At 68.1% G+C, this 23,572-nt stretch carries 18 protein-coding genes; 11 read left to right on the top strand and 7 right to left on the bottom strand.

Features of this window, described 5'->3' with window-relative positions:
• Positions 1–3,225, bottom strand: a 3,225-nt coding sequence (otsB, locus tag A5711_RS11705; protein ID WP_067946608.1) for a trehalose-phosphatase, incomplete at its 3' end; no start/stop codon positions are given.
• Between the two features lie 142 nt (positions 3,226–3,367).
• Here otsB and A5711_RS11710 point away from each other — a divergent pair.
• The 3 genes from A5711_RS11710 (at position 3,368) to A5711_RS11720 (ending at position 6,825) form a co-directional block, all read left to right on the top strand.
• Positions 3,368–4,255: a universal stress protein gene (locus tag A5711_RS11710; RefSeq protein ID WP_067946610.1), complete on the top strand. Its 888-nt coding sequence runs from the start codon at positions 3,368–3,370 to the stop codon at positions 4,253–4,255.
• 15 nt (positions 4,256–4,270) lie between these two features.
• Positions 4,271–5,731 (top strand): bifunctional aminoglycoside phosphotransferase/ATP-binding protein, encoded by a 1,461-nt coding sequence (locus A5711_RS11715; RefSeq protein ID WP_156744883.1) that lies wholly within the window; start codon positions 4,271–4,273, stop codon positions 5,729–5,731.
• Positions 5,732–5,826: 95 nt separating this feature from the next.
• A complete protein-coding gene (locus tag A5711_RS11720) occupies positions 5,827–6,825 on the top strand; it encodes an NAD(P)H nitroreductase (RefSeq protein WP_067946582.1) in 999 nt (332 codons plus the stop codon).
• 236 nt (positions 6,826–7,061) lie between these two features.
• Here A5711_RS11720 and ppsA read toward each other — a convergent pair whose 3' ends face one another.
• Complete coding sequence (ppsA, locus tag A5711_RS11725; protein WP_067946585.1) at positions 7,062–9,467, bottom strand: phosphoenolpyruvate synthase; 2,406 nt, start codon at positions 9,465–9,467, stop codon at positions 7,062–7,064.
• A gap of 256 nt (positions 9,468–9,723) precedes the next feature.
• On the opposite strand from ppsA, the gene A5711_RS11730 reads away from it, so the two are divergent.
• Entirely contained in the window at positions 9,724–11,109 is a 1,386-nt protein-coding gene (locus A5711_RS11730) for a wax ester/triacylglycerol synthase family O-acyltransferase (protein WP_067946587.1), read from the top strand.
• Here A5711_RS11730 and A5711_RS11735 read toward each other — a convergent pair.
• Positions 11,104–11,784, bottom strand: a complete 681-nt coding sequence (locus tag A5711_RS11735; protein WP_067946589.1) for a PAS and ANTAR domain-containing protein — start codon at positions 11,782–11,784, stop codon at positions 11,104–11,106. The two genes, A5711_RS11730 and A5711_RS11735, sit on opposite strands and share 6 nt — an antisense overlap.
• Positions 11,785–11,870: 86 nt before the next feature.
• Positions 11,871–12,320, bottom strand: a complete 450-nt coding sequence (locus A5711_RS11740) for an Hsp20/alpha crystallin family protein (RefSeq protein ID WP_067946614.1) — start codon at positions 12,318–12,320, stop codon at positions 11,871–11,873.
• Between the two features lie 144 nt (positions 12,321–12,464).
• Between A5711_RS11740 and A5711_RS11745 the strand changes: the two genes are divergently transcribed.
• Both A5711_RS11745 and A5711_RS11750 read left to right on the top strand, forming a co-directional pair.
• The gene (locus A5711_RS11745) at positions 12,465–12,848 is read left to right on the top strand and encodes a helix-turn-helix transcriptional regulator (protein WP_067946590.1); all 384 of its coding nucleotides are present in this window, start codon (positions 12,465–12,467) and stop codon (positions 12,846–12,848) included.
• A gap of 76 nt (positions 12,849–12,924) precedes the next feature.
• A complete protein-coding gene (locus A5711_RS11750) occupies positions 12,925–13,461 on the top strand; it encodes a DUF1360 domain-containing protein (RefSeq protein WP_067946592.1) in 537 nt (178 codons plus the stop codon).
• A gap of 7 nt (positions 13,462–13,468) precedes the next feature.
• Here A5711_RS11750 and A5711_RS11755 read toward each other — a convergent pair whose 3' ends face one another.
• On the bottom strand, positions 13,469–14,779 hold the full coding sequence (locus A5711_RS11755) for an NAD(P)/FAD-dependent oxidoreductase (protein WP_067946594.1): 1,311 nt from the start codon (positions 14,777–14,779) through the stop codon (positions 13,469–13,471).
• A 307-nt stretch (positions 14,780–15,086) separates the two neighbouring features.
• Between A5711_RS11755 and A5711_RS11760 the strand changes: the two genes are divergently transcribed.
• From A5711_RS11760 to A5711_RS11780, 5 genes are all read left to right on the top strand, one after another.
• Positions 15,087–15,794, top strand: coding sequence for a GAF and ANTAR domain-containing protein (locus A5711_RS11760; protein ID WP_067946596.1), 708 nt, complete (start codon positions 15,087–15,089; stop codon positions 15,792–15,794).
• Between the two features lie 42 nt (positions 15,795–15,836).
• Positions 15,837–17,018 carry a zinc-dependent alcohol dehydrogenase gene (locus tag A5711_RS11765; protein ID WP_067946598.1) on the top strand — a complete coding sequence of 394 codons (1,182 nt, stop codon included), beginning with the start codon at positions 15,837–15,839 and terminating at the stop codon, positions 17,016–17,018.
• A 70-nt stretch (positions 17,019–17,088) separates the two neighbouring features.
• Positions 17,089–19,239: a glycogen debranching protein GlgX gene (gene glgX / locus A5711_RS11770; RefSeq protein WP_067946600.1), complete on the top strand. Its 2,151-nt coding sequence runs from the start codon at positions 17,089–17,091 to the stop codon at positions 19,237–19,239.
• Positions 19,240–19,359: 120 nt separating this feature from the next.
• Positions 19,360–21,114 (top strand): sensor domain-containing diguanylate cyclase, encoded by a 1,755-nt coding sequence (locus A5711_RS11775; protein WP_067946602.1) that lies wholly within the window; start codon positions 19,360–19,362, stop codon positions 21,112–21,114.
• Between the two features lie 91 nt (positions 21,115–21,205).
• The gene (locus A5711_RS11780; RefSeq protein WP_082975717.1) at positions 21,206–21,973 is read left to right on the top strand and encodes an SDR family oxidoreductase; all 768 of its coding nucleotides are present in this window, start codon (positions 21,206–21,208) and stop codon (positions 21,971–21,973) included.
• Between the two features lie 8 nt (positions 21,974–21,981).
• On the opposite strand, the gene A5711_RS11785 is transcribed toward A5711_RS11780, so the two are convergent.
• Together A5711_RS11785 and A5711_RS11790 are read right to left on the bottom strand one after the other, a co-directional pair.
• Complete coding sequence (locus A5711_RS11785; RefSeq protein WP_067946606.1) at positions 21,982–22,953, bottom strand: aldo/keto reductase; 972 nt, start codon at positions 22,951–22,953, stop codon at positions 21,982–21,984.
• A 9-nt stretch (positions 22,954–22,962) separates the two neighbouring features.
• Positions 22,963–23,572, bottom strand: a 610-nt coding sequence (locus A5711_RS11790; protein ID WP_197520787.1) for a sensor domain-containing protein, incomplete at its 5' end; no start/stop codon positions are given.

A 23,572-nucleotide genomic window follows, 5' to 3' on the forward strand; every position in this document is an offset into this window, starting at 1 on the left:
AATCTGCTCGGGCGCGAAGCGGTAACCGAGCCGGCCCAGCAGACCCAGCAACTCGTCCGACGACAGCAGGTAGAACAGCATCAGCACATCGGCCTGCTTGGACGCCTTGTAGTTGTTCACGCTGTCGTTCTCGGCCTCCAGGATGCGGTCGAGCCGCTGGATGTTCCCGTACCGTTGCCGGTACTCGTCCCAATCCAGTTCCGCCAGTTCGGCATAACCTTCGAACTGACTGATCACGCCGTCGTGGAAGGGCACGAACATCCGGCGCGTCACGCGGTCCCATCTATCGAGCTCGTCGGCCGTGAGATCCACCTTCGCCACCAGGTCGAGCCGGTCCCGCAGCGGTAGCAGATCGAGCGCGTCCATCGCCCGCATGATCACCCAGACGGCCATCACATTGGTGTATGCGTTGTTGTCGATGCCGTCGTATTCCTTGCCCGGATAACCCGAATGGAATTCGTCGGGGCCGATGACGCCGCGGATCGTGTAACGTCCGCTGGTCTCGTCCAGTTTCGCCAGACCCGCCCAGAACCGTGCGATTTCCACGAGCATCTCGGCGCCGTAGTCGACGAGCAACTGGCGGTCACCAGACACCTGATAGTGCTGCCAGAGGTTGTAGGCGATGGCGAGACCGACATGATGCGCACGCCCGCTCGGATCCGGATTCCAGTGTCCGGATTGCGGATTGAGGTGCATTTCCTGGCTGACCTCGCGGCCGTCGCTACCCGACTGCCAGGGATACATCGCGCCGAGGTAACCCGCCACCCGCGCCGCCCGGCGGGCCTCGGGGAGCCGCCGATACCGGTAGAGCAGCAGCGACCGGGTCACGTTCGGCATCCTTATGCCGAGGACCGGGGACACGAACAACGCGTCCCAGAAAACGTGCCCGCGGTAGGCCTCGCCGTGCAGGCCCCTCGCAGGTACGCCGGCGTCGAGGTCGGCGGTGTGCGGTGAGATCGTCTGCAGCACATGCACCAGGTGCAGCCGCAGGATGCGTAGCGCGTCGGCGCTGTCGACGCCGTCGGCCAGGCCGATGGCGCATTGCTCCCACAGCAGGGCCCACGCCCGGGCATGCTGACGATGCAGCTCGGCGTAGCGGCCGGCCGCATCGAGGTGCAGCTGGGCGGTGCTCGCCGGTTCCGAGATGGCGCTGTCCCGGCTGGTGAAGATGGTCGCGACCTTTTCCAGCGTGACCGATTGCCCCACCGCGAGCGCGACCTGGATGTCGTGCCCGCCGCGGCCGGCTTCCCGCACGATCTTGTACTGCGCAATGGCCCGAGCGTCGTCGCACCACGCGCTGCTGCGTGCGGCCACCGCGATGCCGATGTGTGATTGCGAGGTCTCGGCGCGCAAGATCGCCGAGTCGGCTGCGGACTCGTCGACCACCGTTGACGCGAGGTGCGTGCTCGACAGCGAACGGTAGCGCTCGACCATGCTATTGCACACATTGCCGTCCAGCAGCGACCGGAACTCGATTGTGCCCGACCAGTTCTCAGCATTGACGGTGGTTTGCATGGCGAGCAGGTGCGGCTGGTCCATGGACGCGAACCGTGCTTGGGTCATTGTCGTGATCTGGCCCGCGCCGTCCCGGAATCGCAGGGCGCGGGTCAGCGTCGCATGCCTCAGGTTGAACGTCTGCCTGTAGGACAACAATTCGGTGTCGTCGATGTGAAACCACGGCCCGCCGTTGATCCGGAAGGTCAGCGAGAGCCAGTTGGGGAGGTTGACCAGGCTCTCGTTCTCGATCGTCCGGCCGGCGATGCGATCGACCAGCGTGTTGTAGACGCCGGCCACATACGTCCCCGGGTAATGCGCCTCGGCTGCTGTCGCCTCGGGTGCGCAGCCACGGGTGGCGACGTAGCCGTTACCGACGGTGCACAGCGTTTCGCGCAGCCGCTCGTAGGCGGGGTCATATCCCTCGTAGACCAGCTCCCACGGATCGCTGGGCTCGGCCGCCGCGCGTAGATCGTTTGCCAGGCGCCGGACGAAATCACACACCGCGGACGCATTCGCGAGGCTGAACAGCGCGGCGCACGGGCGATCCCCGTCCTCGTTGTACCGCAACGCAATTCCGATGCCGTCGAATTGGACGGCGTCGAAGGCATCCTCGTCGGTAAGGTCTTCGCCCACATAGATCGGTAGCACAGTGCCGCTGCCCGTTCCCTCGATGTGTTCGAGGATCCAGTTGAGCGTCCTGCCCTTGCCCCAATCGAGGCTGGGCCGAAGCTCGATGACTTTGCGCCCCGCGGTGATCCGCAGGCCCTGGGATCGGCCGAGCTTGCGTGTCGTCGCGATTACGCGGTCGACCTCTTTCGGGTCGACGTTGCGGTAGTGAACCGCAACCGCAAAGCGCTTGTGCTCCACGCGGATTCCGGGGATGTCGCCGAGCAGCTCGGCCAACCGGTGGGCCGCGCGCGCCAGGGCGCTGGTGGCACCGATGGCCGCCGCGTTGTCATGGTGGGTGCCGTCCGGTGCAACGAGTTCGAAGCCGTGACTGCCGGCGTACCAGATTCCGTCCACGTTCACGCGTTCGCGAAGATCGCCCAGATCGCGCCCGCTTATCACCGCGACGGGGCACTGGGTCGCCAGGGCGCGCAGCGCTTCGGCGGCGCCCTCGACCAGGGTCGCGGCCTCCGGCTCGGCGACGATCTCGGACAGCGTGCCGTCGAAGTCGAGGAACACCGCCGGGCGCCGGCTGGCCACCAGTTCCTTCAGCTGGCTGTAGACCGCCATCGCGTCGGCGATGGTCGACAAGGGTTTGCCGCCCGACCGCACCGAGATCTCGGCAAGATCGCCGACGACGGTGTCCGCCCCGCGGGACAGCAACTCGCCGGTTCCTCCGTTGCGCTCCAGACCGATGACGAGTCCGAAACCGGCATCGTGGCCGGCCGCGATTCCCGCTTCGGCGCAGTCGATGAGGACGCAACGGCCCGGCCGCACGCCCAGGCGCGTGACGGCCATGGTCAGGGCCGCATCGGCACGCTCGGCGGCGCCGGCGGCGCAGACGAGTTCCTCGACCCCCGCGGCGCGCAGCACGGTTGCGCAGTCCCGGGTCGACGAATAGACGGCGGTGGCGACGCCGACGTCGCGCACCCGCTGCAGAAATCCGGCGGTCGATCCGCGGGCTTCTACCACCCCCGGTTCCGGCTCCACGACCACACAGTCGAGCCCGAGAATCACCGCGTCGTGGTAGCGCCTATCGACCGTAACAGGCCATTCGGTCACCTTTGTGACGATGCCACAGCACCGGCGCCGGTCAAGGCAAATGGAAGCACGGGGGCCTCATGGCCATGCGGTTGGTGACTAAAGCCTCATGATCGACGGCCGTTCCCGCCATAGCGTTTTGGGCGAGGAGAGGGAGAACATCATGTCCGTACTCGCAAACCGCCATGGCATCGTCGTCGGGATCGACGGATCGCCGGCCTCGAACGCCGCCGTCTGTTGGGCGGCCCGCGACGCGGCTATGCGACACGTCCCGCTGACCGTGGTCCACATGGTGAACGCGATTGTGCCGATGTATCCGGCGCTGCCGCTGTCGACCGGCGTGGCGGTGTGGCAGGAAGAGCAAGGCCGCGAGGTTCTCGAGCAGGCGGTCAAGATCGCCGAGGAGGCCGTCACAACCGACCGCAAGCTCGACGTGCGAAGCGAGCTGAGGTGCGCACCCCCGGTGCCCACGTTGGTCGAGATGTCCAAAGAGGCCGAGATGGTCGTCGTCGGCAGCAACGGACGCGGGGCGATGGGCAGGCTGCTGTTGGGCTCGGTGAGCAGCAGCGTGGTGCGCAGCGCGCGCTGCCCGGTCGCGGTCATCCGCGACGAAGACCCGCTCATGCCACACCCTCAGCAAGCCCCGGTGCTCGTGGGCATCGACGGCTCACCCGCATCGGACGTCGCGGTGGCCGTGGCGTTCGACGAGGCGTCGCGTCGTGGTGTCGAGCTGACGGCGCTGCACGCCTGGAGTGACGTCGACGTCTTCGAACTGCCCGGGGTGGATTGGTCGGCGGTGCGAGGGGAAGCCGAGCGGAGCCTTGCCGAACAACTTGCCGGCTGGCAGGAACGCTATCCCGACGTCACCGTGCACCGGGTTGTGGTTTCCGACCGGCCGGCCCGCCAGCTCATCGAACAGTCGGAATCCGCCCAACTCGTCGTCGTGGGCAGCCACGGTCGCGGCGGCCTGTCCGGCGTGCTGCTCGGTTCGGTCAGCAACGCCGTGGTCCACTCGGTCCGGATGCCGGTGATCGTCGCGCGGCCTTCCTAGGGTCGCGCCGCCGCCGTGCCGTATTTCGATGTGCACGAAACCCACACCGGTGTCGTCATTCTCGCCGGTGACCGCGCATACAAAGCCAAGAAGCCGGTGCTGACCGACTTTCTCGACTTCCGCTTGCCGCAGCAGCGCGAGCACGCCTGCCGCCGGGAGGTCGAGCTCAACAGCCGGCTCTCGCCCGACAGCTATCTCGGCGTCGCCCACCTCACCGACCCGCTCGGCGGCCCGTCCGAGCCGGTCGTGGTCATGCGGCGCTATCGCGACGAGGACCGCCTCGCGCACCTGGTGACCCACGACACCGCAGAGTCCGTGCACCGAGTGTTGGACGCGGTCGCGGCGGTGTTGGCCCGCTTCCACGAACGCGCCGAGCGCGGCGAGCGGATCAACGCCCAGGGCGAGCCCGCCGCGATCGAATGGCGCTGGCGGGAGAACCTGTCCGAATTGGAACGGTATGCGGCCGAATCGATTCCGGGGGTCTCGGCCGACGATGTCGCCCAGTTGCAGCGCCTGGTGACCCAGTTCGTTGCCGGGCGCGCGGGGCTGTTCGCGCGGCGCATCCGCGACGGGCGCATCGTCGACGGGCACGGCGACCTGCTCGCCGACGACATCTTCTGGGTTGGCGGCAGCCCCGCGCTGCTGGACTGCCTGGAGTTCGACGACCGGCTGCGCCATGTCGACTGCATCGACGACGCCGCCTTTCTCGCGATGGACCTCGAGTTCCTGGGCCGCAAGGACTTCGGCGACTACTTCCTGCAGCGCTACACCGAGCACGCGGGTTGGGCGGCGCCGCCGTCGCTGTCCGACTTCTACATCGCCTACCGGGCCGCGGTGCGGGCGAAGGTGGACTGCGTCCGGGTTTCGCAGGGCAGCCCGGGCGCGTCCGACGACGCCGCCCGCCACCTGGGCATCGCCACCCGGCACCTGCAGAGCGGCACCGTTCGGCTTGCGCTCGTCGGCGGCAACCCGGGAACCGGGAAGTCCACCGTGGCCCGCGGCCTGGCCGAATCATTTGGGGCGCAGGTCATTTCCACCGACGACGTGCGCCGGGAGCTTCGCGACTCGGGCACCATCGCCGGTGAGCCCGGCGTGCTGAACGCCGGGCTCTACAGCCCCGACCAGGTCGCGATGGTCTACGAGACCGCCCTGCGCCGCGCGCGGCAGTTGCTGGGGGAGGGGCACTCGGTGATCCTCGACGGCACCTGGCGCGATCCGCGGACGCGTGAGAAGGCTCACCGGCTGGCCGCCGAGACGCACTCGGCGCTCGTCGAATTCGTGTGCTCGGCGACGGCCGACGTGGCGGCCGACCGGATCAAGACCAGGCCCGCGGGCAATTCGGAGGTGACCCCGGAGATCGCCGCCGCGCTGGCCGCCGGGCACGCCGACTGGGACGGCGCGCACCGGATCGACACCTCACGGCGCCCCGACCTCGTCGCTCGCGAGGCGCACGACCTCTGGCGGGGCGCAACGTAACAGCGGAGGTTCCAACGTCCCGGCCGTCGGGGACCAACGGCCCTGCCCGCCCCCGCCGCGCGGGGATACAGTTTGCCTCACCGAATTCGACGAAAATGGTGGCGATGGACGCGAAAGTGCCGACCGAGCAGGTCATCTGGGACGCCGTGACGCTCGCGTGCCGCGCGCCTTCGCTACACAACAGCCAACCCTGGCGGTGGGTAGCCGATGGCACCAGGCTGCACCTGTGGGCCGACCCGCGCCACGCGATGCACGCCACCGACCACACCGGCCGGGAGCTGATCCTGAGCTGCGGCGCCGTCCTCGACCACCTGCGGGTCGCGATGGCCGCCGCGGGCTGGGAAAGCGTTACCGAGCGTTTTCCCACCGAGGGCAGACCGGATCACCTCGCGAGCGTGGGCTTTTTGCCCGTGGAGAACGTGACGGCGCAGTGCCGGCTGCGGGCCGACGCGATCCTTCGGCGCCGCACCGACCGGCTGCCCCTGGGCGCACCGACCGCGTGGCCCACGTTGCATTCGACCCTGAGCCGCGCGGTGACCCCCTTCGACGTGTCGCTGGACGTGGTCGACGACGACGAGCGGCCGAGGCTGGCGGAGGCGTCGCGGCTGACCGAGCAGTTGCGCCGAAGCGATACGTCCTACCTGACCGAATTGCGTTGGTGGACATCGCCCTTCGAATCCAACGCCGACCATGTTCCCGAAAGCGCCCTGGTGTCCAGTTCCGAGGCCGCGCGCGTCGACATCGCCCGCGCGTTCCCGCCGGCGGGCGGGGGCCGCCGCCGCGCCGCGATCGAGGCGGACCACTCCAAGATCGTGGTCCTGTCCACCCATGACGACGATGCGCCGGTCGAAGTGCTGCGCTGCGGTGAGGCGCTGTCGGCGGTCCTGCTGGAATGCACTTTGGCCGGCATGGCCACCTGCACGCTGACCCACATGACGGAGATGTCGCTGAGCCGCGAAATCATCAGGCAGATCACCGGCGGCTCGGGCCAGCCGCAGCTGCTGATCCGGGTCGGCCGGTCACCGGCCAAGGACCCGCACGCGACACCCACCGCCCGGCGTCCGGTGACCGAAGTCCTCGAGATGCGTGCGTGACCGACATGTCAAGTGGGTGGCATCGATGGCTCGGCACCGGCTGGTGATGGAAACCAGCCAGAAGGGCGGTGCAGCCCCCTCGGTGAGCCGGCGCTCGCCGCGCTGATCCAGGACGACGTCGGCGCCCTGTATCGCCAGCCACCGCGACCCTGAGGGGCGGACCTTCAGCGAGATTGCGCTCGGGGCCGTGGATGCCGCTCAATCACAGCCCTCCTGGCAATCTCGGCGGAAACGCCTCATTGCAGTTGCACCGCGCGCTCGAGGTCCAGGATCTGCCGGGTGGTCTTGACCACCACGTCGGGGTTCAGGCTGATCGAGTCGATGCCGCAGCGAACCAGGAACTCGGCCATGTCGGGGTAGTCCGACGGCGCCTGACCGCACAACCCGGAGTGAATCCCGTTGCGCCGGCAGCCCTCCACGGCCAGACGGATCATCTCCTTGACGCCCTCGTCGCGTTCGTCGTAGTCGAAGGCCACGATCTCGCTGTCCCGGTCGACGCCGAGGGTCAGCTGGGTGAGGTCGTTGGATCCGATGGAGAACCCGTCGAAGCGCTTGGCGAACTCGTCGATGAGGATCACGTTGTTGGGGATCTCGCACATCGCGTACACCTTGAGCCCGTTCTCCCCGCGGCGCAGACCATGTTTGGCCATCTCCGCCAGCACCAGGTCCGCCTCGGCCACCCGGCGCACGAACGGCAACATCAGCACGACGTTGGTCAGCCCCATCTGTTCGCGCACTCGCTTCATCGCCCGGCACTCCAGCGCGAATCCCTCGGCGTAGGCGGGGTGCGCATAGCGCGAGGCGCCGCGGAAGCCGATCATCGGGTTGCTCTCGGCCGCCTCGAAGCCGCTGCCGCCGACCAGGCTGGCGTATTCGTTGGTCTTGAAGTCCGACATCCGCACGACGACGGGCTTGGGCCAGAAGGCGGCGGCGATGGTGCCGATCCCTTCCGACAGGCGCTCCACGAAGAATTCGGCGCCGTCGGAATAGGTGTACGTCAGCGTTTCGATGGTCCGCCGGGCCTCGGGATCGTCCACCCGGTCGGGGTGGAGCAGGGCCAGCGGGTGCACCCGGATGTACTCGTTGATGATGAACTCCATCCGGGCCAGCCCCACGCCGTCGTTCGGCAAGAACGACGTCTTGAACGCCAGATCCGGGTTGCCGAGGTTGACCATGATCTCGGTGTGCGGGCGCTCCTGATCGGAAACCTCGGTGCGATCGACGCGAAACCCCAACTCGCCGCGGTAAACCCGCCCCGTGTCGCCCTCCACGCACGACACCGTGACGACCTCGCCGTCGGGCACGCTCGTGGTGGCGTCACCCGCGCCGACAACCGCGGGGATACCGAGCTCGCGGGCGATGATCGCCGCGTGGCAGGTGCGCCCGCCCCGGTTGGTGACGATGGCCGCGGCGATCTTCATGATGGGTTCCCAGTCGGGCGTGGTGACGTCGGCCACCAGCACGTCGCCGGCCTGGAACTCCGACAGCTTCGCGAGGTTGTCCATCCTCCTGGCGATGCCCGTGGCGACCTTCTCGCCGACCGAGCGGCCCTCGGCGAGCACCTCCTTGCCCTCGGTGCCCTTGCTCTCCAGCACGTAGCTTTCGACGACCGTCAGGCTGCGCTGGGACGCCGCGGTTTCGGGTCGCGCCTGGACGATGTAGAGCCGCCCGTCGAGACCATCCTTGGCCCATTCGATGTCCATCGGTCGCCCGTAGTGGCCCTCGATGGCGCAGGCGTAGCCGGCCAGCTCGAGGACGTCCTCGTCGGTAACGCAGAACCGGGCCCGGTCGGCCTTCGGGGTGGGGATGTTGCGGACGGTGTTCTTCGTCTCCCCCTCGACGTAGATCATCTTGACCGCCTTGTCCCCGATCAGCCGGCGCAGCACCGCGCGGTGGCCGGCCTGATAGGTCGGCTTGTGCACGTAGAACTCGTCGGGGTCGACCGCGCCCTGGACCACGTTCTCGCCGAGCCCGTAGGCGCCGGTGATGAATACGACGTCGTGGAAGCCGGATTCGGTGTCCAGGGTGAACATCACCCCGGACGAGGCGAGGTCGGAGCGCACCATCTTCATGACGCCGATCGACAGCGACACCTTGAAGTGGTCGAAGTCCTGGTCGACCCGGTAGTGGATGGCCCGGTCGGTGAACAGGCTGGCGAAACACCGGCGGCAGGCGTCCAGCAGGCTCTCGGTGCCCTTGATGTTGAGGAAGGTCTCCTGTTGGCCGGCGAAGCTGGCGGTCGGCAGGTCTTCGGCGGTCGCCGAGCTGCGCACGGCCAGGCTGACGTCTTCGCCGTATTCCTCCTGAAGCTGCCGGTAGGCGGCCGTGATCTCGGCGGCGAGCTCCGGGGGAAGCCCTGCGCCATAAACGATTTCGCGGGCCTGCTTGCCCTTGCGCGCCAGCGCGGTGACGTCGTCGGGGTCGAGATCGTCAAGCGTGGCGTGCAGCGTGTCCCAGGCGCCGGCGCTGTCCAGCACGTGCCGGTAGGCCTCGGCGGTGATCGCGAACCCGTGCGGAACGCGCACACCCTGCCCGGTCAGCTTCTGGAACATCTCGCCCAGGGAGGCGTTCTTCCCGCCGACCAGTGGGACGTCCTCGATGCCGATTTCTTCGAAGAAGCGGATGTAGGTGAAATCGCTCATGGTGTTCTTCCTTCGGAAGGGTTGCATCAATACGCTTCGTAGATACCGCGGTTCGCTTTTCGCATGATCACCCGTGCAGTGCGGCCGGGTTGCTGCGGGACTCGGCGGCGAAAGCATCTGCGTTGCTGCTCAATTGCTCTCCCGTCACCCCCCTCACGATATGGCCGGGGGTGCGCCGCCGCAGCCGCCGTTTGGCCTCAGTAGTTGAGGACTTACGGCCCTGCTAGCAGGGCATTGGGGCGCGGAAGGTAGCACCATGGAGCAATTGACCGCGCTCGATGCCGGCTTTTTGGAGGTCGAGGACTCGGATCCACATGTCAGCCTGGCGGTGGGCGGCGTGTCGATCGTGGAGGGGCCGGTGCCGACCTACGGCGAGTTCGTCGCCCAATTCGCCGAGCGGGTCGCAACGGTACCGCGGTGCAGGCAGGTCCTGCGGACCCATCCGCTCGACCTGCGACCACCGGAGTGGGCCGATGACCCGCACTTCGACCTCGCGCGTCACGTGCACCGCGTCGCGCTGCCGCACCCGGGCGGCGACCCTGAACTGTTCGAGATGATCGCGTCGCTGATGGAACGCCGACTCGATCGTGAGCGACCGCTATGGGAGTCGTGGATCATCGAGGGGCTCAGCGGAAATCGGTGGGCGGTGCTCACCAAGATTCATCACTGCATCGCCGACGGCATCGCGATGACGCAGCTGTTCGCCAAGTTCGGCGACGACGACGGCGACGGTGGCACCTTTGCCGTCGACGTCGGCGCCGCCAGGAAGGTCGTTCGGCGCGGGGTGGATCTGTCCAAGATCAACCTCAATCCGTTGAGCTGGGTCAGCGGAATCGGGCGAAGCGCGTTCGGCGCGGTGACCGCGGCCGAACACGCGGCGATCGGGGCGGCCGAGCTGGCCACCACGCTGTTGCGTCCCGCCCCCCAATCTTCGCTGCACGGGCCGGTAACCGCGATGCGGCGGTACAGCGTGGCCCGCGCCCGGCTGCGGGACATGAACAAGGTCGCCCGGGCATTCGGGGTCACGCTCAACGACGTTGCGCTGGCAGCGATTACCAATAGTTACCGCGCCGTCTTGCTGGCACGCGGGGAACAGCCGGGCCGAGACTCGCTGCGCACGCTCGTCCCCGTCTCCGTCCGCGCGGTGGACCACTTCAATGTCGCCGGTAACCGGGTCTCGGCGATGCTGCCGTTGCTGCCCGTCGACGAGGCGGACCCGGTGCGGCAGCTGAAACTCGTGCACGACCGGCTCTCCCACGCCAAAGCGAGCGGTCAAAGCGAGGGTGGCAGCGCGATGGTGGTGGCCGCCAAGCGCACCCCGTTTGCGCTGTCGGCGTGGACGATTCGATTGCTCTCGCGATTCCCTCAACGCGCGGTCGTCGCCTTGGCGAGCAACGTTCCCGGCCCACGAAGCCGCCAGCGGCTGATGGGCCGCCGGGTGCTGGAACTCCTGCCGGTTCCTCCGATCGCCCTTCAGGTGCGCACCGGCATCGGAATGCTCAGCTACGCCGACAGTTTCGTCTTCGGCATCACCGCCGACTACGACTCGGCGCCCGACATCGACGCGCTCGCCGCCGGCATCGAGAAGGGGATGGCGCAATTGCTTGCGGCCGCGCGTACCCGGAACCGCAAGGCGTCATGACGCGCCGGACTCGGTGACGCGTTCATACGCCGTCAGCAGTAGGTGGTCGAACGCCGATCGGGCATCGAGGCGCGACCCGGCGGCGCGGAAGTCTTCGGCGATCTGCTCGGCGAGCGGCCGCAACTTGACGTTCGCTGCCTGGGAAAGCCATTTGAGCAATTCGAATGCCGCGCTGTCACTGAGGCCGTAGACCAGCATCAGCATGCCCTTGGCCTGTTCGATGCCGGCCCGGTTCTCGTTGATCTCGGCCACCCTGGCGCTGACGATCTCCTCCGTCCCCTGCCCGGTGGCCGGGGAGACGTCGATGTAAAACCCGTGCGTGCCGACGACGTCGCCGTCGTCGTCGAAGAACCGGTCACCCACAACGACGACGTGGCGCACATTCCCGCCGGTGTCGATGATTCGATGGCGGGTGCTGAACGCCTGCCGGGTGTTGACGATCTGATCGATGGTGGCCGCGACCTGCCCACGGTCTTCCGGATGCTTGTGCGAGAGCACCAGATCGGTGGTCGGCGTCATGCTCCCGGGCTCGTACCCGTGCATCCGCTGCACCTCTTCCGACCACTCCCAGCGCTGGTCGGTGAAGTAGAAGCGGAACCAGCCGGCGGGTTGTGCGGCGCCGCCTGCCAACGCCTGTTCGACGTCAGCCCGTTGGCCGTCCAGTTCCCACTTCATCTCAAACCTGGTCCTGCCTGGGACCGGCGGTGGCGGCGGGCCGGGTGTTTCTGCAGGGACCCGGGCCGCCGCCTGCCCGCCGGGGATCAGGCGTTGATGACCTCGCGCTGCGAGGCGTTTTCCTTGATGGCCGTCTGTCCGTCGCCGCGACCGACGGCGATCTTGCGCGGCTTGGCCCGCTCGGCCACCGGAATCCGCAGCCGCAGAACACCTTCGCTGTAGGACGCCTCGATCTTGTCGGTGTCGAGGTTCTCGCCGAGCACCAGTTGCCGGCTGAACACCCCGCGCGGGCGTTCGGTGGCCAGCATCTCGCGGTTCGGGTCGAGGGCGGGCCGCTCGGCGCGCACGGTCACGACGTTGCGCTCGATGTCGATGTCGAGCGACTCGGCGTTGATGCCGGGCAGGTCGAACTCGACGACGAACTCCTCGCCCTGGCGCCAGGCGTCCATCGGCATCACTGCCGGCCGGGCGGCCGTACCGAACACCTGGTGGGTAAAGCGGTCGAGGTCACGGAAGGGGTCGGAACGCATCAGCATGGTGGTCACCTCTCACTCCAATCTAGGCTGTGGTCTGGTTATTACCTATGTCTAATGACATAGATTTGGTATAGCACTGTCGACATAATCACGCAAGTATGGTAGATAGATTTCCTAGGCCAGCTAGCTTCGAGGAGACGCGTGATGACCGACCAACGCGGCGATTTCGGCGTCCCGGCGCCCGATCACGGCGTGTATGGCATCTCGGTGGCCGCCGAGCTGTCCGGCATCCCGGTGCAGTCGCTGCGCCTGTACGAGCGGTATGGGCTGGTCGCGCCGGCGCGAAGCAACGGCGGCACCCGCCGCTACAGCGCCGACGACCTGGCCCGGCTCAAGCGCATCAGCGAGCTGGTCGGCGCCGGTGTCAACCTGGCCGGCGTCGCCCGGATCCTCGACCTCGAGGATCACAACGCGACGCTCTCGGCGGCCAACACCGACCTACGGTCGACCAACCGGACCCTGCGGAAGGCCGCCAGAAGCACGAGGGTCACGCAGGGGGCCGGCGAACCCGGCGAAGGGGCCGGCTGAGGCACCGCGGTCCTCCGATTGCGCTCACCGACTTCGGGTACACAGCCTGCTGTGCCCTTGAGCTGAAGGAGATGCAATGGGAGAGGTGGCGGAAGCCAAGACCCAGGTGGTCGACGGCGCGCGGCGCGAAGCGGACGAATACCGCGGCGACGAGCCCCGGCCGTTGGCCGGCTACGTCGCGGTGCTGGTCATTTACACCGCCGTGGTGGCCGTCGCGACCACGGCCGCGCTCCTCACCGGGCGGACGTTGCCCACGCGGTGGCGGATTCAGGACCTGATCACGGTCACCCTTGGCACCCACAAGCTCTCCCGCACTTTGACCAAAGACGCGGTGACGAGCCCGTTGCGCGCGCCGTTCACCCGCTTCGCGGGCAGCGGCGGACCGGCCGAGGTCATGGAAGAGGTCCGGGAGGAAAGCCCGTTACGGCACAGCCTGGGTGAACTGCTGACGTGCCCGTTCTGCTTGGACATGTGGGTGGCGACCGGCTTCGCCATCGGCTTGGTCTTCGCCCCCAAATTCACCCGCCTGATCGCCGGCGTCTTCACCGTGTTGACCGGCGCCGACTTCCTTCAGCTGGCCTACTCGATGGCGCAGCAGTCGGCGGAGGGCTGAGCGGCGTTCAGCCGGTCTTCGGCATCGGGATGCCCTCGCTGGCCGCGAACTGCGCGTCCTCCTCGGAGGACAACCCGATCGACACCACCGACCGGGCGAACAGCGCGTCGGTCAGGTAGGCCAGCGACACCGCCCACCGGTTGACGCCCCGCGGGATCGCGTACAGGTGATACGACCGGGTGACGATCTTGGCCGGCAGGCCCGAAAGGTGGATGTTCATCGGGTTGGCCACCGCCTGCCACGGTCCCAGGTCGACCACCAGGCCCAGGTTACGGTGCTTGTACTGCTTGGGCGTGCCGTAACCGAGGCTGGCCGCCACGTTGCGGGCCAGCACCTTGCCCTGGCGGGTGGCATGCTGGGCGGTGGGCGGCGTGATCTTTCCCGGCTGGGTCAGGTCGGGGACCGCGGCCGCGTCGCCGGCCGCGAAGACGTCGGGGTGATCCGGCACTTGCAGATCCGCCTGCACTTTGAGCCGGCCCCGCTCGGTCGGCAGCCCCAGATTCTGGATCAGCGGCGCGCCGGTGACGCCGGTCACCCAGGCGACCGTGCGCGTGTCGATGCGGGAATCGTCACTGAGCACGACGTGATCGCCGTGAGCCTCCTTGAGGGTGAGGCCGAGCCGGACGTCGATCCCGCGCCGGCGGAGCACCTTCTGCGCGGCGTCGCCCAGCTTCTTGCCGACTTCGGGCATCACCTGCTCGGCCAGATCGAGGAGTACGAAACGGACGACGGCGGGGTCGAAGCGCATCTGCTTGGCTGCCGCGTCGGCCAGCGCCCGCAGTTGAGCCACCAGTTCGGTGCCCGAGTAGGAGGCCCCGACCACGACGACGGTGCGGCGGGCCTGGGCCACCTGCGGGTCGTCCTCGATGTTGGCCAGCTCGAGCTGCTCCACGAAATGGTCTCGCAGGTATAGGGCCTCGGCTGTGGTCTTCAAGCCGCGCGCGCACGTCGCGAGGCCCGGCACGTCGAAAAGCCGTGTCACCGAACCCGGCGTGAGCACCAACCGGTCCCAGGCCATGGTGTGGCTGCGCTCTTCGGGATCGCACCAGCTCAGCGTTCGCTGGGCGAAGTCCACACCATCGACGCGGCCGCGCACCACGTGCACGCCTTTGAGGCTGTTGGCCAGGGGGATCGCCACGAACCGGGCATCGACGACCCCACCGGCAACGTCGGGCAGCAGCGGGGTGTACAGCATGTAATCCACCGGGGAGACGATTGTGATGTCGGCCCGCACCCGCCGTCGCCGCAGGATGCGGGCCAGGCGGTGCGCGCAGGTGAATCCGGTGAAGCCGCTGCCAACGATCACTATCGAGGTCATTAATCCGAGTGTAGGACGGACGCCCCGCCTAAATCCGGGCCGCCCTTCGCGGTTGCGCGTGGCCGGTCCGCGCGATTATCGTCAAAAATGTTTGGTGGCAGCGCATTACGCGCATGCAGTGGCGGTGCGCAGTGTTCTTGCCGGCTGCGACATGGGCCTATCGTCTGGACGCCCGAGGCTCGAGCTTCGCTATTTGGCTTATCGACTTTCGCTTGGTGGGTTGACACATTGATGATCACAAGAAGACTTGGATAAACGAGGCGTGGCTCTCGGGAAGGAGTATGCCCGGATTCGACAGGGGGATGCTATGCGAGAGGGCAGTACGGCGGTCGTCGCGCAGCTCGCGGAAATGGTGTCCGACCTCGGCCGGCAGGACACAGATACCGCGGCGGGCCTCAGCGAACTGATCGGCAACGGCGTAATGCACGTCGCGGGTTCGCAGTACGCGGGCATCACCATGGCGGAGCGGAGCAGGGCCGTCACCAACGTGGCCGCCACCCATCGGTACCCGATGGTGCTGGACGCCATCCAGAACCGATACGGGGAGGGGCCGTGCGTTGAGGCGGCCTGGCGCCACCACGTGATGCACGTCGAGGACCTCACCGCCGACGAGCGGTGGCCGCGGTATCGGCGGTATGCGCTCGAGCAGACTCCGATCCGGTCCATTTTGTCGTTCGAGTTGTTCGTCGACCGCGGCAGCATGGCCGCGCTCAACTTCTATGCCGACTCCCCGCACGCTTTCCACGACGACGCGGTGGAGCTCGGCACCGTCTACGCCACGCACATCGCACTGGCGTGGTCAATCATGCGCCGCCAGGACCAATTCCGCAGCGCCCTGGCCTCGCGGGACATGATCGGACAGGCCAAGGGAATCGTCATGGAGCGCTTCAACCTCGACGCCGTCGAAGCGTTCGAACTGCTCACCCGGCTTTCGCAGCGATCCAACACCAGGCTCATCGACATCGCGAAATCGTTGATCGAGAGCGAGCATCCACTCAAACGCCGGCGCCGCTGAGGCGGCGTTTCGGGGGCCGCGAGACGGGTATGTGCTTAGCGCATGAAGGCTGTCACGTGGCACGGCAAGCGCGACGTTCGGGTGGAGTCGGTGCCCGATCCGAAGATCGAGCAACCCACCGACGCCATCATCGAAGTCACGTCGACCAATATCTGCGGTTCCGACCTGCACCTGTATGAGATCCTCGGGGCCTTCATGAAGCCAGGGGACATCCTCGGGCACGAACCCATGGGAGTCGTGCGTGAGGTCGGGGGCGAAACCGGCGACCTGCGGGTCGGGGACCGGGTCGTCATCCCCTTCCAAATCTCTTGCGGCAGTTGCTACATGTGCGACAAGCGGCTCTACACCCAGTGCGAGACCACCCAGGTGCGCGACCAGGGCATGGGGGCCGCGCTGTTCGGCTACTCGGAGCTCTACGGCGAGGTCCCCGGCGGCCAGGCCGAGCTGTTGCGCGTCCCGCAGGCCCAGTTCACTCACATCAAAGTTCCTGTGGGACCGCCGGATTCGCGGTTCGTCTACCTGTCTGACGTGCTGCCCACCGCCTGGCAGGCGGTGGCCTACGCCGACATCCCGGACGGCGGCACGGTTACCGTGCTCGGCTTGGGCCCGATCGGCGACATGGCCGCCCGCATCGCCGATCACCTCGGTTATCGGGTGATCGCCGTGGACCTGGTGGCCGAACGCCTCGGACGTGCCGCGCAGCGCGGCATCCACACCATCGACCTGGGGCGGCTGGACTCGCCACTGGGGGAGGCGATCCGGGACCTGACCGACGGGCGCGGCTCCGACTCGGTCATCGATGCGGTGGGCATGGAAGCGCACGGTTCCCCGGCGGCCAAACTGGCCCAGCAGGCCACCGGCATGTTGCCGGACTTCATCGGCAAGCGGCTCATGCAGACCGCCGGCGTGGACCGGCTCAGCGCCCTGTACTCCGCCATCGACATCGTGCGCCGCGGCGGCACGATATCTCTGATCGGCGTGTACGGCGGGATGGCCGACCCGCTGCCGTTGCTCACCCTCTTCGACAAGCAGGTGACCCTTCGGATGGGACAGGCGAACGTGAAGAGGTGGGTGGACGACATCATGCCGCTGCTCACCGATGACGACCCGCTCGGGGTCGACACCTTCGCGTCGCACATGCTGCCCCTCGACCAGGCGCCGCACGCCTACGAGATCTTCCAGAAGAAGCAGGACGGTGCGGTTAAGGTCATGTTAAGGCCCTGAAAACCGCTGTGCGGCAAGGCCTCTCCGATTCACCGTTTGGGGGAGGCCCCGGTAGGGTATTGAAAGCGCCATGACATCCGCAGAAGCCTCCGTCCCCACACCCACCGGAGAGGTGTGGCCGGGCCGCGCCTACCCCCTGGGCTCCACCTACGACGGGGCGGGCACCAACTTCGCCGTCTTCAGCGAAGTGGCCGAGCGGGTGGAGCTGTGCCTGTTCGACGCCGAGGGCACCGAGAGCCGGGTCCCGCTGCCCGAGGTCGACGGCTACATCTGGCACGCCTACATCCCCAACATCGAACCCGGACAACGCTACGGCTACCGCGTGCACGGCCCGTACGACCCGCAGAACGGCTTGCGGTGCAACCCGAACAAGCTGCTGGTGGACCCGTATTCGAAGGCCATCGACGGGTCGTTCGAGTGGGACCAGGCCCTGTTCAGCTACAACTTCGGCGACCCGGACAGCCGCAACGACGACGACTCCGCCGCCTTCATGCCGAAGTCGGTGGTGATCAACCCCTACTTCGACTGGGGCAACGACCGGCCACCGGACCACCAATACGCCGACACGGTCATCTACGAGGCGCACGTCAAGGGCCTGACGCAGACGCACCCCGACATCCCCGAGCAGCTGCGCGGCACCTACGCGGGCGTCGCGCACCCGGTGATCATCGAGCACCTCAAGAACCTCGGCGTCACGGCCATCGAGCTGATGCCGGTGCACCACTTCGCCAACGACTCCACCCTGGTCGACAAGGGCCTGTCAAATTACTGGGGCTACAACACGATCGGATTCTTCGCACCCGACTTCAAGTACTCCAGCTCCGCCTCGCCCGGCGGGCAGGTGCAGGAATTCAAGGCCATGGTGCGCGCCCTGCACGAGGCCGGCATCGAGGTCATCCTCGACGTCGTCTACAACCACACGGCCGAGGGCAACCACATGGGCCCGACGCTGTCGATGCGCGGCATCGACAACGCCGCGTACTACCGGCTCGTCGACGACGACAAGCGGTACTACATGGACTACACCGGTACCGGCAACAGCCTCAACGTCGGGCACCCGCACGCCCTGCAGCTGATCATGGACTCGCTGCGCTACTGGGTGACCGAGATGCACGTCGACGGCTTCCGCTTCGACCTCGCCTCGACGCTGGCCCGCGAGTTCTACGACGTCGACCGGCTGGCCACGTTCTTCGAACTGGTGCAACAGGATCCGACCGTCAGCCAGGTCAAGCTGATCGCCGAGCCGTGGGACGTCGGGCCGGGTGGCTACCAGGTGGGCAACTTCCCGCCGCAGTGGACGGAATGGAACGGCAAGTACCGCGACGCCGTCCGGGACTTCTGGCGCGGCGAGCCCTCGACCCTCGACGAGTTCGCCTACCGGCTGTCCGGATCGGCCGACCTCTACGAGCACACCGCGCGGCGTCCGGTCGCGTCGATCAACTTCGTCATCGCCCATGACGGGTTCACGCTGCGAGACCTGGTGTCCTACAACGAGAAACACAACGAGGCCAACGGCGAGGACAACAACGACGGCGAGAGCCACAACCGGTCCTGGAACTGCGGCGCGGAGGGTCCGACCGACGACCCGGACGTCAACGCGCTGCGCGCGCGCCAACAGCGCAACTTCCTCACCACGCTGCTGCTGTCGCAGGGCGTGCCGATGATCTGCCACGGCGACGAGCTTGGCCGCACCCAGCACGGCAACAACAACGGGTACTGCCAGGACAACGAACTCACCTGGATCGACTGGTCCAAGACCGACAACGGCCTGCTGGAGTTCACCCGCCTCGTGTCGGCGCTGCGCGCCAACCATCCGGTGTTCCGCAGGCGCCGGTTCTTCTCCGGCAAGCCGCTGGGCCGCCGCGGCCAGGACGGGCTGCCCGACATCGCCTGGTTCACCCCCGAGGGAACCGAGATGACCGAGGAGGACTGGGGCGCGGGATTCGCGAAGTCCGTCGCGGTGTTCCTCAACGGACACGGCATCCCGGACCGCGACGCGCGGGGCCAGCGGGTGCTCGACGACTCGTTCCTGCTCTGTTTCAACGCCCACTACGAGCCGATCGAATTCACGTTGCCGGCAAAGGAATTCGGTGCATCGTGGCAGCTCGTGGTCTTCACCGGCCCCGACGAGGAGACGCCCGCGGAGGAGGTGCCCGGCGGTGGCACGCTCACCGTGGACGCGCACACGGCCGTGGTGCTGCAGGCCCCCGAGGGGGGCTGATCCCGCCCGGGTGGCCGGGGACCTTCCGCCCATGGATTGATTACCTTGTGCCCTCGGGCATCGGCCGTCGATCCGCGCACACTGTCGGGTGCGCGCCGTGGGGGAAGGAAGGGGCAGCCGATGGACGGGCGGAGCCCCGAGGCGTGCCTCAACGACGTGGCCTGGTGCAGGCGGATCGCCCTAGCGGTGGTGTTCGCCATCGCGACGATGACGTGGGTGGGCTGGGCGACGGGTATTGACCGACTGACCCGCATCCACCCGACCTGGCCGGAGATGATGCCCTGGACGGGCGTTTGGCTGGTGGGGCTGGGTGCGGCGATTCTGCTCCAGTCGGGGCGCCCCTCGCTCGGGCGCGCGTGGGGCGGGCGAGGACTGGCACTGGTCGTGGGCGTCCTCGCCGTGATCGTGCTCGCGGAGTACGCCACCGGCAGGCCGTCGACCGGATTCGACCAGGTGTGGTTCGGTGACGCGGTCCGTGCATCACGATGGAGCTGGCCGGGGCGGCCGAGCCCGCAGACAGGCGTGTCGGCGCTGTTCCTGGCGGCGGCCACCGGCCTGATCCGAGTGGATCGCGGGACGCGCGTGGTCCGGCCCGCGTGCACCGCCGCCGGCGGTGCCATCCCATTCGTCACGGTCGGTGCCTACCTCTTCGACGCGCTGGCGCTGGTGGGCACCTCGTCTTCGACCGGCCAGGCACTGATGACGGCGTCGGCGCTGCTGCTGGTCGCCGCGGCGACGGCGCTGGCGCGCCCCGACCGGTTCCCGGTCGCCTGGCTGCTCGCCCGCCCCGACCGGAAGTCGCTGCTTCGGCTGGCCGGCCTGCTCGCCGCGCTTCCGGTCGTCGTCGCGGTTTCGCGGCCGATCTTCCTGGCGCTCGGGGTCGGACCGCACGCCGAGTGGACCTTCTCGATCCTGCTGGGAACCCTCGTCGTCGGGGTGATCACTTTCGTGTTCATCCAGAACGAGCAGAAACTGCTGATCGAGAAGGAGCTGGCCAGTACCGAGCGCGCCGAGGCCGAGGCGCGCTACCGCATCCTCGCCGACAACGCGGTCGACGTCATCGTGCACCTGCGCGACGGCGAGCTTGCGTGGGTCTCGCCGTCCGTGGAGGCCGCGTTGGGCCGCGCCCCGCAAGACTGGACCGGCTCGGATTTCGACCAGTACATCCATCCGCGTGACCTCGAGGCGGTCATGACCGCGCTGGGGAGGGTCGCGGCCGGCGAATCGATGCTGCAACGGTTCCGGGTGCGTTCCGCCGACGGCAACTACCACTGGGTCGAGGGCCACGGAAAACCGTACGTCGACGCCGAGGGCAACACCGACGGCCTGATCGCCGCGGTGCGCGTCATCGACGAGCAGGTGGAGGCGGAGCGGCGGCTGGAACGGATGGCGAGGTTCGACACCCTTACCGGGCTGGTGAACCGGGCCGAGGCCATCAGCCGATTCGAGGCCGCGATGCAGAAGCCGCGACCGCTCGGGACGTACGTGGGGGTCCTGTTCTGCGACGTCGACCGCTTCAAGGAGGTCAACGACACGTGGGGCCACGGGGTGGGCGACTGTGTGCTGGCGACCCTCGCCGCGCGGATCCGCGAAAGTGTGCGCGCGGGTGACACGGTGGGCCGGATGGGCGGCGACGAGATGCTCGTCCTGCTGCCCGACATCCACAGCATGGACGAGCTCGTCCAGATCGCCGAGAAGATTCGCTGCCGTGCCGCCGAACCCATTGCGGTATCCGGGAAGTGGTTATCGGCGACGCTGAGCATCGGCGCCACGCTTGCCATGCCCGGCGAGTCCGTCGACGCAATCACCGCCCGGGCGGACGCGGCCATGTATCGGGCCAAGCTGGGTGACCGGAACACCGTGGTTCGCAACTAAATTGCCGAGCCCCCGCCCTGCGACGCGTGATATCCGGTAGGTTTTTGCCGACGGCAGCTCGTTACAAGAGAGGGCAAATATGTCAAGGACAGTGGTGGTCGGCGCCTCGAGCGGACTGGGTCGCTGCATCGGCGTCGGTCTCGCCCAGCGCGGCGACCAGGTCGCGCTGTTGGCCCGGCGCCGCGAGCGCATCGAGGCGGCGGCCAGGGAGGCCGGCTCCGGCGCGATCGCCATCGAATGCGACGTCACCGACGAGGCGTCGTGCCGGTCGGCGATCGCCGCCGCCGTCGACGCCCTGGGCGGCATCGACAACATCGTCTACACCCCCGCCGTCGGGCCGCTGGTCCGCATGGTCGACACGGACGCCGCGACATGGCGGCGCATCTTCGACACCAACGTCATCGGTGCGGCGCTGGTGACGGCCGCGGCGGTGCCGCACCTGACGGTCTCCGCGGGCAAAGCGGTCTACCTGTCCTCCGACGCGGGCACGTTCGGGCCGCCATGGCCGGGCCTGGGCGCGTACGGCGTCAGCAAGGCGGCCCTCGAGCGGATGGTCGACGCGTGGCGGGCCGAACACCCCGACATCGGCTTCACCACCTTCATCGTCGGGGAGTGCCCGGGCGGCGAGGGGGACGCGGCCACGGGAATGAACATCGGCTGGGACATGGACCTGGCCATGAAGGCCGTGCCGCTGTGGGCCTCCCGCGGCTGCATGCCCGGCAAGCTGATGCCGGTCGAGGACCTCGTCGACGTGGTGCACACGATCCTGCGGACGAATGCCGCGACCTCGATGCCGGTGGTGGTGGCCAGGGGCGCGCCCGCCAGCCCCGCGGCGTTCGCGGATTCCGCACAGTCCTAGCGGCAGTCTTAAGCGCGGCCCAACTTCTCGCGGACGAGGTCGGTCAGGAAACGCCCGGCCGAGGTCGGCCGGAAGGCGCGGGCCGCCCCGGTGAGCGCCTCGCGCGCGTCCGGTGGCAGCTCGATGTCGGCGGCGGCGACGTTGAACTCGAGCTGCTCGACGCTGGACGCGCCGGGGATGGCGACGACGCCCGGAAAACTGATCAGCCAGGCCAGTGCCACCTGAGCGGGCTTGGCGCCGACCGTGGTCGCGACGTCGCGCAGCGTCTGCAGCAGCGGCTCGACGCGGCGCAGATTCTCGGTGCCGAACAGCGAGTTCAGCGCCCGAATGCCCCCGGGACGGTTGTCCAGGCCGTACTTGTCGCCCAGCAGGCCCTGTTCGAGCGGGCTGTAGGCGATCACGATGCGATTCTCCCGCTCGGCGAAGGGCACCAGATCCTCCAGCGCGCCGGCGTGGGCCAGCGAGAAGTGGACCTGGTTGCTCACGACCGGTCGCCCGAGCGCCGCGTCGGCCTTGCGCCACCGCTCGAGCGAGTAGTTCGAGACGCCGACCGCGCCGATCTTGCCGCTCTCGAGCAGGTCTCGCATGCCCGGCATGATCACCGTGTCGGGGACCAACGGGTTGGACTGGTGGATCTGGTAGAGCGGGATGCGGTCCAGCCCCAGGCGCCTGGCGCTGGCGCGCTCGCGCTGCTTGATCACGGCGGGGAACGGCGCGACCGGCATGATCTTGCTGGCCACCGCGACGTCCGCGCGCTCGTCGCCGAGCGCCTCGCCCAGGATCCGCTCGCTCTTGCCCAGCCCATACACCTCGGCGGTGTCGAACAGCGTCACCCCCAGGGCGCGGGCCCGGCGCACGATGTCACGCGCCGCGCCCGAGGCGTATCCCTCGCCGTAGCCCCACTCACGTGACCCGAACTGCCAGGTGCCCAAGCCGATTCGGCTGACCCGGCCCACTCCGTCGACGTCGAGATACTTCATGCGCCCACCCTAGCCAGGGATCTTGCCCAGCACGTAGTTGGCGATGCCCACCCCGGCCAGCCGCGGTTGGCCGGGGTCCGTGGTGCCGCTGCAGGACACCATCAGGTCGACGATGACGTTGGCCTTGGCCGCGATCGCGCGGGCCGAGCGGATCTGCAGGCCCTTGGGAGCGAGGTCCAGCGTGGTGATGCCGTTGGAGGCGTCGGCGGGCGTGCCCACCGAAAACGGGAGCGCCTCCCCGTTCGGGGGTGTCAGCGTCACGGTCAGGCCGCCGCATCGGCGCCATCCCGACAGCAACGTCCCCAGCTGCGCCTGGGCCGCCGCCGGGTCGTGGAAGGCCACCACGGCCTCGATGACCTGAGTGGACTTGAGAAAGCTGCGCGAGTCCCGGAACTCCGCCGCGCGGTATCCGGCGACGCCGGCGCCGCTATACGCGTCCGGCGTGCCGGGCGCGACACTGCCCCAGCATTCCGGCCGGTCGATGGCCCCTTCGGCGTTCGCGCGGCCCATGTTGTCCCACGTCTGGCCCGCCTCGATGTTCTCGTCGGTGGTGAGGTTCTTCAGGGCGTCGGCGCCCGGCAGGAGCGCGGCCAGGGCGTCGGGTGCGACCGGGCCCGGG

The sequence above is a fragment of the Mycobacterium sp. E2238 genome, assembly GCF_001672665.1.
Lineage (GTDB): Bacteria > Actinomycetota > Actinomycetes > Mycobacteriales > Mycobacteriaceae > Mycobacterium.